The sequence below is a fragment of the Mesorhizobium sp. M1E.F.Ca.ET.041.01.1.1 genome, assembly GCF_003997355.1.
Taxonomy (GTDB): Bacteria; Pseudomonadota; Alphaproteobacteria; order Rhizobiales; family Rhizobiaceae; genus Mesorhizobium.
On record NZ_RZSL01000140.1, the window covers coordinates 1 to 12,508 of the forward strand.

14 protein-coding genes and 1 pseudogene are annotated in these 12,508 nt (G+C 64.0%); 2 read left to right on the forward strand and 13 right to left on the reverse strand.

The window, feature by feature from the left end; genetic code table 11:
* From EOA38_RS14175 to EOA38_RS14185, 3 genes are all read right to left on the reverse strand, one after another.
* Window positions 1–1,215 (reverse strand): ATP-dependent DNA helicase RecQ (locus EOA38_RS14175; RefSeq protein ID WP_145965960.1); only part of this gene is annotated, 1,215 nt, incomplete at its 3' end.
* 119 nt (window positions 1,216–1,334) lie between these two features.
* Entirely contained in the window at window positions 1,335–1,643 is a 309-nt protein-coding gene (locus tag EOA38_RS14180) for a HigA family addiction module antitoxin (protein WP_127299458.1), read from the reverse strand.
* 7 nt (window positions 1,644–1,650) lie between these two features.
* On the reverse strand, window positions 1,651–1,947 hold the full coding sequence (locus EOA38_RS14185; RefSeq protein ID WP_127299459.1) for a type II toxin-antitoxin system RelE/ParE family toxin: 297 nt from the start codon (window positions 1,945–1,947) through the stop codon (window positions 1,651–1,653).
* A 126-nt stretch (window positions 1,948–2,073) separates the two neighbouring features.
* Between EOA38_RS14185 and EOA38_RS14190 the strand changes: the two genes are divergently transcribed.
* Window positions 2,074–2,700, forward strand: a complete 627-nt coding sequence (locus EOA38_RS14190; protein ID WP_127299460.1) for a LysE family translocator — start codon at window positions 2,074–2,076, stop codon at window positions 2,698–2,700.
* Between the two features lie 28 nt (window positions 2,701–2,728).
* Here EOA38_RS14190 and EOA38_RS14195 read toward each other — a convergent pair whose 3' ends face one another.
* From EOA38_RS14195 to uxaC, 10 genes are all read right to left on the reverse strand, one after another.
* Complete coding sequence (locus EOA38_RS14195; RefSeq protein WP_127299461.1) at window positions 2,729–3,688, reverse strand: hypothetical protein; 960 nt, start codon at window positions 3,686–3,688, stop codon at window positions 2,729–2,731.
* Entirely contained in the window at window positions 3,685–4,431 is a 747-nt protein-coding gene (locus EOA38_RS14200) for a sulfotransferase (protein ID WP_127299462.1), read from the reverse strand. The genes EOA38_RS14195 and EOA38_RS14200 overlap by 4 nt, the downstream gene beginning before the upstream one ends.
* A 230-nt stretch (window positions 4,432–4,661) precedes the next feature.
* On the reverse strand, window positions 4,662–4,991 hold the full coding sequence (locus tag EOA38_RS14205; protein WP_127299463.1) for a cupin domain-containing protein: 330 nt from the start codon (window positions 4,989–4,991) through the stop codon (window positions 4,662–4,664).
* Between the two features lie 29 nt (window positions 4,992–5,020).
* A complete protein-coding gene (gene kduD, locus EOA38_RS14210; RefSeq protein WP_127299464.1) occupies window positions 5,021–5,788 on the reverse strand; it encodes a 2-dehydro-3-deoxy-D-gluconate 5-dehydrogenase KduD in 768 nt (255 codons plus the stop codon).
* Window positions 5,785–6,636, reverse strand: coding sequence for a 5-dehydro-4-deoxy-D-glucuronate isomerase (kduI, locus tag EOA38_RS14215; protein WP_127299465.1), 852 nt, complete (start codon window positions 6,634–6,636; stop codon window positions 5,785–5,787). Before kduI ends, kduD begins: the two co-directional genes overlap by 4 nt.
* Window positions 6,637–6,655: 19 nt before the next feature.
* Window positions 6,656–7,429: a FadR/GntR family transcriptional regulator gene (locus EOA38_RS14220; RefSeq protein WP_127299466.1), complete on the reverse strand. Its 774-nt coding sequence runs from the start codon at window positions 7,427–7,429 to the stop codon at window positions 6,656–6,658.
* Window positions 7,430–7,474: 45 nt separating this feature from the next.
* Window positions 7,475–8,755 (reverse strand): TRAP transporter large permease, encoded by a 1,281-nt coding sequence (locus tag EOA38_RS14225; protein WP_127299467.1) that lies wholly within the window; start codon window positions 8,753–8,755, stop codon window positions 7,475–7,477.
* A gap of 3 nt (window positions 8,756–8,758) precedes the next feature.
* Entirely contained in the window at window positions 8,759–9,349 is a 591-nt protein-coding gene (locus EOA38_RS14230; protein ID WP_127299468.1) for a TRAP transporter small permease, read from the reverse strand.
* A complete protein-coding gene (locus tag EOA38_RS14235; RefSeq protein ID WP_127299469.1) occupies window positions 9,346–10,323 on the reverse strand; it encodes a TRAP transporter substrate-binding protein in 978 nt (325 codons plus the stop codon). The genes EOA38_RS14230 and EOA38_RS14235 overlap by 4 nt, the downstream gene beginning before the upstream one ends.
* A 32-nt stretch (window positions 10,324–10,355) precedes the next feature.
* Window positions 10,356–11,774: a glucuronate isomerase gene (uxaC, locus tag EOA38_RS14240; protein ID WP_127299470.1), complete on the reverse strand. Its 1,419-nt coding sequence runs from the start codon at window positions 11,772–11,774 to the stop codon at window positions 10,356–10,358.
* 189 nt (window positions 11,775–11,963) lie between these two features.
* Between uxaC and EOA38_RS14245 the strand changes: the two are divergent.
* Window positions 11,964–12,508: pseudogene (locus EOA38_RS14245) on the forward strand (mannitol dehydrogenase family protein); the annotation flags it as partial.

Sequence of the window (12,508 nt, forward strand, 5' to 3'; positions counted from 1 at the left end):
GTTGTCGCAATTACCGCAAGGCTGCGCTTCCTCGCCGAAATAGCCAAGCAGCACCTGGCGGCGGCACTGCGCCGTCTCGCAATAGCCGATCAGGGTGTCCAGCCGGCCGTGCGAGCGCCGCTTGTGCTCGGACGAAGCATCCTCGTCGTCGATGAACAGGCGGCGCGTGCGGATGTCGCCGAGGCCGTAGAGCATATGCGCCTCCGCCGACCGCCCGTCGCGGCCGGCGCGGCCGATCTCCTGGTAATAGGCCTCGAGGCTCGCCGGCAGGTCGGTGTGGAACACATAGGCCACGTCCGGCTTGTCGATGCCCATGCCGAAGGCGATGGTCGCCACCATGACGACGCCCGACAGCGTCATGAAGGCGTTCTGGTTCGCTTCCCGCGCCTCCTTGCTCATGCCGGCATGATAGGCGAGCGCCGTGACGCCGTTCTTTTCGAGGAAGGCCGCCATCTCCTCCGTCTTCCGGCGCGACAGGCAGTAGACGATGCCGCTGCGCCCGGGATGGCGCTCGACGAAGCGCAGCAGTTGGCGCTTGCTGTCCTGCTTCGGCTCGATGGCGAGTTTGATGTTCGGCCGGTCGAAGCCCAGCACCAGCGTGTCGACGCGGTCGGCGAACAGCCGCGCCGAAATGTCGGTGCGCGTCGTCTCGTCTGCGGTCGCCGTCAGCGCGATGATCGGCACTTTCGGAAAGATGTCGCGCAACTGCGCGAGATCCTCGTATTCGCGCCGGAACGCCGGCCCCCATTGCGAGATGCAATGCGCCTCGTCGACGGCGATCAGGCGGATATCGAGCCTGGCGAGCGCGTCGAGCATCCGGTCGGTCATCAGCCGCTCCGGCGCGAGATAGAGCAGCCGCGTCTGGCCCGACGCGACCCGGCGCCACGCCGCGACATTGGCATCGCGGTCGAGCGAGGAATTGATCGTGTCGGCGGCGACGCCCGCGAGCCGCAGCGCCGAGACTTGGTCCTGCATCAGCGCCACCAGCGGCGAGACGACGATGGTGAGCCCGCCCAAGACAAGCGCCGGAACCTGGTAGCAGAGCGACTTGCCGGCGCCGGTCGGCATCACGGCCAGCACGTGGCGTCCCGCCAGCAGCGCCTCCATCACGTCGGCCTGCCCGGGGCGAAAATCGTCGAAGCCGAACACGTCCTGCAGCACTCGCCGCTTCGGATCGCGTCCCTCCGCCGGAATGCCAGCTGTCGATGTCCGCATTGAGAGTGATTCCCGGATTTCGGCTGAGGCCGCTTCTTAGAGTGACGATCACAGGAAGGCTATCCAGGTAGACCGAGGGGTGCCGGTACGCTGCCCTCGAGCATCCTATCAAGCCCGGATCAGGCCGCGTTCGGCAACGGACGCGCGCGCTCGATCCTCTCACGCTCCTTCGGGTTGTGCATCGCCTCCCACAGATCACTGCGCCGCTGCACATTGAGCCAGAACTCGGGGCTGTTGCCGAACACACGCGCAAGGATAAGCGCGGTCGGCGCCGTGACGTTGCGACGATTGTTGCAGAGCTCATTGACATGCTTGCGTTGCACGCCCATTGCCTCGGCCAAGGCGGCTTGCGTGAGACCCATCGGCCGCATGAACTCCTCCACCAGGATCTCGCCGATCGTCACCGGTCTGCGCTTGGTCGTCAGCATACTCCACCTATCTGTAGCTATGGTCGTCAAGATAGACGCCCGACGCTTCACCGCGGCGACCGTCCCACCGGAATACCAGCCGCCATTGCTTGTTGACGCGGATCGAATGGAACCCTTCGAGGTTGCCGCGCAATTTCTCGAAATGATTACTGGGCGGCACGCGCAAATCCAGATCGGTCGTCGCATCATCGATCATCTGGAGCTTGCGGAACAGCCGCAGTTCGAGATCGGGCGGGATATTCCTTGAGTGCACGTCGTCAACGAAGAAGGCTCGCAACCATTCGTCCCGAAAGCCAACGATCATCCTTCACCCCTCGTGGGCGATAGTACCACTCTATGGTATAATTGCAAACAAGCGTCGCCGCCATCCGCATTGCCTTTCCACGCAAAGGATGGCTTCCTGTCCGGCCTGCAGCGGAGGAACCCGGCAATGATCGATTTGGCCACATTGGCGACCTATGTCGCGATCGTGCTTGGCTTCGTCTTTATTCCGGGGCCTGCCACGCTGCTTACCGTGGCGCGGGCGACCAGCTCGGGAACCAAGGTCGGCATCGCCACCGGCGCCGGCGTCGCGGCGGGCGACGTCGTCCACACCGTCATGGCGATCTTCGGCATCTCGGCCATCATCGCCACCTCGGCGATGCTGTTTTCCATCATCAAATATATCGGCGCGGCCTATCTCGTTTACCTCGGCATCCGCGCCATCCTCGAGAAGGCGCCGGTCGATCTCGCCGGGAGCGTCTTGGCCGTGCCGGCGGGCAAGGCGTTCCGGCAGGCCGTATTGACCGAGGTGCTGAACCCGAAGACGGCGTTGTTCTTCCTTGCCTTCCTGCCCCAGTTCGTGCGCCCCGAAAACGGATCGGTCGTGCTTCAACTGGCGATCCTTGGCGCCGTCTTTGTTCTGCTCGGCCTCTTCAGCACCGTGGTCTTCGCCGTCTCGGCCGGAGGTCTGGGCTCTTTCCTGCGCCGCAACCCGGCCTTGCTGAGGTGGCAGGGCAAGGTGGTCGGCGGCATCTACTGCGCGCTCGGCGTGAGGCTTGCGCTGCAGCAGCGCTGAGCCCCGCATTCGCCAAAGTGACGAAGCATTAGATCCGTAGCTGGTTCCACAGGTCCGCGATCGATCTTCGCAAACCTGCAGCCTTCGGTTCGCCGGGCCGGATTTCGGCCAGCGCTATGCCGCTTTCGCCGGCGACAGCATAGAGCAGCCATGTCCGGCCATTCTCCTCGAAAATCGCCGGATCGCGGAGCGCATTCTGCCTGCCCCTAGCCGCGCCCCTGCGGCCGCGGCTAACTGGAAGATCCGCGCCTTCGTAGTCCGTCTCCGGCCTCAGCAATTCGGTCTTGCCGCGCACTTTCCAGCGCTGCCAGTCACTGGAAAGATCCATGCTGCCGTAAACGATGCGCTCGGGGGCGTCGCCCTTGCGCGTATAATAGACGATTAGCGACCGGCCGCTTTTCTGCGCAGAGACGTGCCTGGGCCTTGCCCACCGTGAGCCGGGCAAAACGACCGGTCCCTCTTCGAAACCGGAAAGACCGTCGCTCGATCGGCGGAGCCTCACATTGCCAGTGCCGAAGAGCCCATACCACCAGCCGTCATGGCGAAAGATCCGAGCGTAGAATGGTCCGAGCGGCTCGGCATTGGGCCTGAAACGCAGACCGTCGGCGGAGGTGGCCGCAAAGGTCGTCTGGCCCTGGCCATTCAAGGCCGGACCATGGAAATACATGACGATTCGCTGATTCCGCTCATCGACATGCACGTCGGGAGACGCGATGTGCCCCTGGAGGAATGGGCACTCGGCGAGCGACAGCACGCCCCCTGGATGGATCCGCCAGGGACCCTCTATCGCATCGGAATAGGCAAGCCGGATATAGCTGCCATGATGATGCGCGAAATAGAGATGATAGGCCCCGAGCCGGCCCTTCGCCCAATCGGGCATCCTGACCAGCGAAGGACCGTTTATGTTGGCGCCGTCGTCGCCGGGCAGCATGCCGGGTGTGATCAAAGGTCCGTGCCGCTTGGCGAGAAGGCCAACCGTTGCCGTCATCCGCGGGCCCAGTCCGGCATATCGTAGCCGAACTCGTCGCAGAACTCCTTCAGGCGAGCGCGAAAGGCCGGCGGCAGGGTCCGCAGATAGGTCCGGAACTCTTCGTTTCGCTCCCATTTCTGCAGCGATGTTGCGCGTATCGGATTGCTTGGATCCTCGCTGAAGCGGATACGCGGCTTGAGGTCGAATGCCCGCGCGATCCGCTCCTGCATGGCATCCGGCTGAGCGATCATGTCTTCATAACGGATATAGGTGATCGCGCGGCGGGGCTGGGTCTTCCTCAGCCGCAGCAAGGCATCATATTCCGCCAGCCAGCGTTCGGGCGTGACGTGGAACCGGCGCTGCGCCCTGCTCTCCGGATGCGAGCTTGTAAGCACGTCAAGCGGATGGCGAACGCAATAGATCAGGCCAACGGCGCTTGGCAATTTGGCCAGGTGCACATGGCCCCGCTCGGTGCGCTTGACGACAAGGTTGGCTTCCGGGCGGTCCAGCATGTCCAACTGGGTGTATTTCGCTTCGGCCCGATGGACGAAAGTGTCTTCGAAACATCCCATCAGGCGCTGCGTAAGCGTCGTTCCGCTGCGCGCGCAGCCGGCGATGAATATCTTGTTGTAGCGCGCCGTGTCCGCCTCTACCCAAACCCGCCACAGCCGCTTCAAATCCAGCGCAAGGCGCCGGACCTCCCTGACCGGTCGCCTGGTGGCCTCGCGTAAAAGGGCTTCTGATTTTCGTACGACGTCCATTCCAGACTTTCTCTCCCGCCGGCTTTGCTCATCCGCCGAATGACGATCTGCGGCCCATCGTTTCTTTGGCCGATATGCCGGCACAGTTCCAGTCTTCTTCGTTAAACCTATCTTCACTATGTTGCGGCACCGTTATCGTCCTGCGGCAATGTTTGAGTACCGCGGCGGCGCCACAAGCGCCCAGGCAACAAACCCGCGCCTCACGGCGCGGGTTTTCCTTTTGGAAGGACCTAGAGGAAGTCGGCCCTATAGGGTGCAAAACTGTCGACCAGCCGCCCCGCTTCCAGCGCCTTGACGCCATGCACAAGGTTCGACGGAACGATGAAGCTGCTCCCCGCTTCCAGGATTTCCGAGCGGCCATCGATGGTGACTTCGAAACGGCCTTCGGCGACATAGCTTGCCTGGACATGCGGATGCGAGTGCAGCGCGCCGACGCCGCCCTTGTCGAAGGCGAACTCGACCAGCATCAGTTCGTCGGTATGCACCAGCACGCGCCGCCTGTTGCCGTCCGGCGTCGGTATCCAGGTTTTCTCGTCGGCATGAGAAAAGATGTCGGTCATCGCGAGCTTCCGTCCAGAAATTGAAATGGTCATCGCGCCAGCCAGCCGCCATCCACCGGCATCACCGCGCCATGCATGTAATCCGACGCCGGCGCCAGCAGGAAGACGGCGGCATCGCCGATATCGCCGGGCTGGCCCCAGCGCGCCGCGGGAATGCGCCCGAGGATAGCGGCGCTGCGGTCGGGATCGGCGCGCAGGGCTTCGGTGTTGTTGGTCTCGATATAGCCCGGCGCGATGCCGTTGACGTTGATGCCTTTCGACGCCCATTCGCAGGCAAGCAGCCTGGTCAGGCCGAGCACGCCATGTTTCGAGGCCGTGTAGGAAGCGACGCGGATGCCGCCCTGAAAACTCAGCACCGAGGCGATGTTGACGATCTTGCCGCGTCGCCCGGGTTGCGCCAGCACCCGCCTGGCAAAGCTCTGGCTAAGTCGAAAGACCGTTTTCAGGTTGATGTCCATCACCTCGTCCCAGTCCGCCTCGGTCAGCTCGACCGCGTCGGCGCGTCGGATGATGCCTGCATTGTTGACAAGGCCGTCGAGCGGCCCGATTTCGTCCCAGACCCGGTCGAGCATGTCGGCCGCCTTGGCGGGATCGCCGAGATCGGTGGCCACAGCTTCGAACCGTCCCTTGACAGCCGCGACCTTCTGCGCCGTCTCATCCATCGGCGAGCGGCCGACGCCTATCACGGCGGCGCCGGCGCGCGCGACCGACACGGCGATGCCCTGGCCGATGCCGGTGTTGGCGCCGGTGACGAGGATGCGTTTTCCCGCGAGGCTGAAGGCAGAAAGATCGCTCACCTGAGTTGATCCATCGTCACCTGGTCGACGTCGGTATAGTCGACATTGTCGCCGGCCATGGCCCAGATGAACGCATAGTTCGACGTGCCGGCGCCAGAATGGATCGACCAGCCCGGCGACAACACCGCCTCCTCGTTGCGCATGACGATGTGGCGCGTCTCGTCCGGCTCACCCATGAAGTGGAAGACGCGCGCGCCTTCGGCCAGGTCGAAATAGAGATAGGCTTCCATACGCCGGTCATGCACGTGGCAAGGCATGGTGTTCCACACCGAGCCCGGCGCGAGCTGCGTCATGCCGACGACCAACTGGCAGGTCTTTACCCCATCGGCATGGATGAACTGGAAGATCGAACGCTCGTTGCTGGTCGCCTGGCTGCCGAGGTCGAGCCGCTTCGCGTCGCTGACGCGGATCAACTGGCTGGGATAGGCTTGGTGCGCCGGCGCGCTCAGCAGATAGAACTTGGCCGGCTTGTCCGGCTCGGCCGAAGCGAACGAAACTTCCTGCGTGCCCATGCCGAGATAGACCATGTCGCGCGTTGCCATCTCAAAGGGCAGGCCGTCCGCCGTCACCGTGCCGCCGCCGCCGATATTGACGGCGATCATTTCGCGGCGGTCGAGGAATGCCCTGGTGCCGGTCGGCTTGATCGCTTCCAGCGGCAGCACCGAATCCACCGGCACGGCGCCGCCGACGATCATGCGGTCGTAATGGGTGTAGGTGAGCCTGACGAGGTCCGGCTGGAACAGCCCTTCTATGTGGAAATTGTGCCGCAGCTCGTCAGTTCCCATCGCCGCGGCGGCAGCGGGGTCGATGGCGAAGCGCGAGGAGAATTCGGTGTGTGTCTGGTCCATCTCTACCTTGCTCGAATGATCATCCGGCCGACGCGGCCGCCACCGACTTTGCGTAATAGGCCTGCCGCGCCTGCAGGCGCTCGCGGTAGCGCTGCTGGCTGGCGGCGAGATGCGCCCGCATCGCCTCGCGCGCGGCATTGGCGTCGCCCGCGGAAATCGCGTTGAGGATCACCAGATGCTCGCGCTGCAGGCCGCGCTGGTACTCGTCGGACTGGACAAGCTCCGTCGACCAGGGCGAGGTCACATCGCAAGGAATGGCGCGCCGGCCGAGCACGTCGAGCATTTCGACATAGAACGGATTGTTGGTGGCGCTGGCGATCGCGCGGTGGAAGGCGAGGTCGGCCGGGCCGGTCGGCTGGCCGTCGAGCAAAAGCCGCTCGAACTCGAAGAAGGCCTCCTGGATCGCCGCTTCCTGCGCCGCGTTGCGGCGAATGGCGGCAAGTCCCGCCGATTCGATCTCGATGGCGAGCCGCACCTCGAGCACGTTGAGCGCGATGGAATCCTTGGCACCCATGTCGGCGGCTAAAACGCCGAGGGTGGTGGAGATGTGCTCGGTGACGAACACGCCGGCGCCCTGGCGTGCCTCCACAAGGCCGTCGGCGGCAAGCTTGGCCAGCGCCTCGCGGATTACGGTGCGGCTGACGCCGAATGTTTCCGTCAACTGGCCCTCGGTCGGCAGCTTGTGGCCGGGCGGGATTTCGCCCGCCAAAAGCTGCTTACGGATCGCCGCGACCACCGTTTCCGACAGCTTCGGCTTCCGTTCGACCCTGAGGTCGGTTGTGCTATCGGCCACCTCGATCACTCCTAATGGAAAAGGCCCCTTAGTGGAAAAGACCCCTTAGTGGAAAAGATTGGGCAGCCACAATGATATTGCCGGCACATAGGTGACAAGCATCAACACTGCGAAGGCCGCGCCATAGAAGGGCCAGATCGACCGCATGGCCGTCCAGATCGGAATGCGGCCTATGGCGCAACTGACGAAGAGCACGGCCCCGACTGGCGGCGTGCAGAGGCCGATGCCGAGATTAAGGATGAGGATGACGCCGAAATGCACCGGGTCGACGCCGTAAGCCATGACCACCGGCAGGAAGATCGGCGTGGTGATGATGATCAGCGGCGACATGTCCATGAACGTGCCGAGGATCAAAAGCACGACGTTGATCAAGAGCAGGATGACCAGCTTGTCGCTGGAGATCTCCTGCAGGAAGGCGACCAGCGCCGCCGGCACGCGCAGATAGGCGAGCAGCCAGCCGAAGGCCGCGGCGCAGCCTATGATCATCAGCACCATGGCCGTCGTGCGCACCGCCGCGGTGGTCGCCGAGACGAAATCGTTCCAGCGCATCGAGCGGTAGATGATGAGCGTGACCAGGAAGGCGTAGACGATGGCGATGCAGGAGCTTTCCGTTGCTGTGAAAATGCCGGAGCGGACGCCGCCGAAGATGATGCCGATGAGGATGAGGCCCGGAATGGCGCCGAAGAGCAACTGGAGCGCCCGGCCGAAACCGGCGAAAGGCTCGGTCGGATAGCCGCGCCGGCTGGCGACCAGATAGGCCGTGATCATCAGCGATAGCGCCAGAAGCAGGCCCGGGATGACGCCGGCGGTGAACAGATCGGCGATCGAGATGCGGCCACCGGCCGAGATGGAGTAGATGATCATGTTGTGCGACGGCGGGATCAAAAGGGCGATGATGGCCCCGACCGAGGTGATGTTGACGGCGTAGTCGATGCCGTAGCCGCGCGCCTTCATCTGCGGGATCATCAGCCCGCCGACCGCGGACGCGTCGGCCACGGCCGAACCAGAGATGCCGCCGAACATGGTCGATGCGGCGATGTTGACTTGGCCCAAGCCGCCGCGCAGATGCCCGACGACAGATCCGGCCAGCGCCACCAGACGGGCGGCGATACCGCCGCGCACCATCAGGTCGCCGGCGAAGATGAAGAACGGGATGGCCATCAGCGAGAAGACGCTGACACCCGAGTTCAGCCGCTGGAACACCACCACCGGAGGGAGGCCGAGCGCGATGATCGTCGCGAAGCTCGCCACGCCGAGGCAGAAGGCGATCGGCGTGCCGATGATCAGCAGGAAGACGAAGGTGCCGAAAAGCACGGTCAGGGCCATGGCTCACATCTCCTCGCCGGTGGCGTGGATGTCGGTATCGACAGGCAGGCCGGCAAAGCGCCCGGCAAGCCGTTCGAGCGAGAACAGGCAGACCAGCGCGCCGCCCAGGATGACCGGCAGGAAGCCGACGCATCCGGGCAGGGCGAGCGACGGCATGATCGTGCCCCAGGTCAGCCTGGCAAGTTGGATGCCGTAGATGATCATGCCGCCGCCGAACGCCAGCACGACGATGTCGGAAATGGTGCGAAGCACCGCCTTTGCCGGCGCCGGCAGAAAATAGAGCAGGACGTCGAAGCCGAGATGTGTGCGTTCGCGCACGCCGACCGCAGCCCCGAGAAAGATGAACCAGCCCATCAGCAGCACCGAGGAGGCCTCGGTCCAGCTCGGCGAGCGGTTGAGCACATAGCGCGAGAAGACCTGCCAGGTGATGATGATCGTCATCAAGGTCAGCCCGGCGCCGCTGACCCACAGCGCCAGCGTTGCCAAGCCCGACAACAACCGCTCGGTACGCAGCCAGAACGCCGTGCCGCCACCCTGTCGCGCTGGCGACGCGGAAGCATCCGCGCCGCTGGGCCTATCGTCGGTGCTGGTCATTTCGCCGCCTGGATGCGGGCGGCGAGATCCTTGAGCTCGGGCGTCGCGAGATACTTGTCATAGACCGGCCTCATGGCGTCGATCAGCGGCTGCTTGTCGACCTCGCTGACCTTGACGCCGGCCTTCTCGACGATGTCGCGCGACTTCTTCTCCTGCGCGTCCCACAGCTCGCGCATCTTGACGACGCTGTCCTTGGCCGCCTGCCTGACGATCGCCTGGTCTTCCGGCGAGAGCTTGTCCCAGCTCGCCTTCGACATCACCAGCACTTCCGGCACGATCTGGTGCTGATCCAGCGTGTAATGCTTGGCGACCTCGTAGTGCTTGGCGGATTCGAAGCTCGGCCAGTTGTTCTCGGCCCCGTCGATGACACCCGTCTGCAGCGCCGAATAGACCTCGCCATAGGCCATCGGCGTGGCGTTGGCGCCGAGCGCGTTGACCATGTCGACGAACACGTCCGACTGGATGACGCGGAACTTCATGCCCTTCAGGTCGGCAATCGAGCTGATGTCCTTCTTGGTGTTGTAGAAGGAGCGCGCGCCGGAATCGTAGAAGGCGAGGCCAACGAGATCATGCGCCTCGAACGCTTTCAAGATCTGGTCGCCGATCGGCCCGTCCATGACATGACGCATATGCTCGACCGAGCGGAACATGTAAGGCAGCGACGGCACCGCGGTTTCCGGAACGATGCCGTTGAACGGCCCCATCGACACGCGGTCGAGGTCGATAACCCCGGACTGCGTCTGCTCGATCGTATCCTTCTCCTCGCCGAGCTGCGCCGAGTGGTAAACCTCGATCGAATAGCGGTCATTCGTCCGCTGCTTGATCAGCTCGCCCATATATTTGACCGCCTCGACGGTCGGGTAGCCGTCGGGATGCGTGTCCGACGACCGCAGCACGGTCTCGGCATTGGCGATGCCGATCAGCAGCGAGCCGAAGGCCAATGTGGTCGCCGTCAATTTCGAAAAATGCAACATGACTTCCTCCCTTTGAAACCCTGACGTACCGCTCAGAGCCGGTACGCTCTCTTGGCAAGCGTGTAGGCAAGCTCCCGCGCCAGCTCATGCGCTTCCTCCTCGCGCAGCCGGTGCTCGGCGACGAGCCGCGCCAGGAACGCGCAGTCGACACGGCGGGCGACGTCGTGACGCGCTGGGATCGACGGAAAAGCGCGCGTGTCGTCGTTGAAGCCGACGGTGTTGTAGAAGCCGGCCGTCTCGGTGGTCATTTCGCGGAAGCGGCGCATGCCTTCCGGGCTGTCGTGGAACCACCATGCCGGTCCGAGCTTGAGCGCCGGATAGACGCCGGCGAGCGGCGCCAGCTCGCGCGCGTAGCTCGTCTCGTCGAGCGTGAACAGGATGATTGTCAGGTCGCGCTCCAGCCCGACGCAGTCGAGCAGCGGCTTCAGCGCCGTCACATAGTCGGTCCTAGTCGGGATATCGAAACCCTTGTCCCTGCCAAATTTCTGGAAGATAGCCGGCGAATGATTGCGCCATGATCCCGGATGAATCTGCAGCACCAGGCCGTCGTCACGGCTCATCTTGGCCATCTCGGTCAGCATCTGGGCGCGGAACAGCCGCCGTTCGCGCTCGTCGTCCGAGCCGCGGCGGATGCGGTTGAACAATTCTTCCGCAGCGTGATCGGAGAGATTGGCGGTCTCAGCGGTCGGGTGACCGTGATCGGAAGAGGTCGCGCCGAATTCCTTGAAATAGGCGCGGCGCTGCCGGTGCGCGTCGAGATAACCGGCCCAGGTACCGGTGTCGCAGCCGGTGATCTCGCCCAGCCGGTCGAGATTGCCTGAGAATCCTTCGAAGTCGGGATCGACCACCGCGTCGGGCCGGTAGGCGGTGACGACGCGACCTTGCCAGCCGCTGTCGCGGATCATCCGATGCCATTTGAGGTCGTCGAGCGCGCCTTCGGTCGTGGCGATGACCTCGATGTTGAAGCGCTCGAACAGCGCGCGCGGGCGATAGTCGTCTTGGCTGAGCAGCGCCGCGATCGTGTCGTAGTGGCGGTCGGCGGTGCTCGCATTGAGCGGCTCTTCGATACCGAACAGATGCTCGAGCACATGGTCGAGCCAGAGCCGGGTCGGCGTGCCGCGGAACAGATAATAGTGCTCGGCAAAGCGCCGCCAGATCGCTCTGCCGTCGGTCTCGACCGGGGCCCCATTGAGCATCGGGAAGTCGAGCGTCTGCACGCCGAGATCTTCAAGGCGCACGCCCTGACTGAACAGCATGCGGAAAATGTAGTGGTCCGGCACGATCAGCAGTTGCGCCGGATCGGGGAACGGCTCGTCGAGCGCATACCAACGCGGATCGGTGTGGCCATGCGGACTGACGATCGGCAGGTCTTTGACCCCGGCATAAAGGGTGCGAGCCAACGTTCGCGTTTCCGGCGCGAAAAGCAGATCCGGATCGGTCAGTGCAGCCACTTTCTCCTCCCAGGCTGGCCTATTGGTAGATCGGTCGGAGATAATGTCAACATACAAAAATCATCAAGTTGTATGATGACTTTTGCATGAAGTACGGCCATTGTGCGGGGCAGCGACGGGTGCTACGTCGCAGCCGTCCATTGCTGCCAGGCGAGCGGCTCGACGCGCCGGATCGGAGACTTCAAGCCAATGAACAGCCGTCTTTCGAACACCACGATCGCGAGCCTGCCGGGCGCCATTGTCATACCGCGCTACGATCGCGGTGCTGTGACGCCGGGCATTGTCCATCTCGGTGTCGGCGCCTTCCATCGTGCCCATCAGGCGGCCTATGTCGACGCCTGCCTGGCGGATGGCGAGACGGGTTGGGGCATCATCGGCGTCTCGCTGCGCAGCCCCGACACGCGCGATGCGCTGTCGCCGCAGGACGGGCTCTACACGCTGGCGGTAAGAGACAGCGCCGGCGAGAGGCTGCAGGTGATCGGCTCGATCCTGTCGCTGCTGGTGGCGCCGGAAGACCCCGGCGCGGTGCTCGCCGCGCTGACCGATCCACGCATCCGCATCGTCACGCTGACGATCACCGAAAAGGCCTATCTGAGGGCAGCCGACGGCAGCCTCGACGAGAACCATCCCGACATCGTGCACGATCTGGCAAACCCTGGATCGCCGAGAACCGCGCACGGCTTCCTGGCCGAGGCGCTCGCCCGCCGCCGCGCCGCCGGCACCCCGCCCTTCAC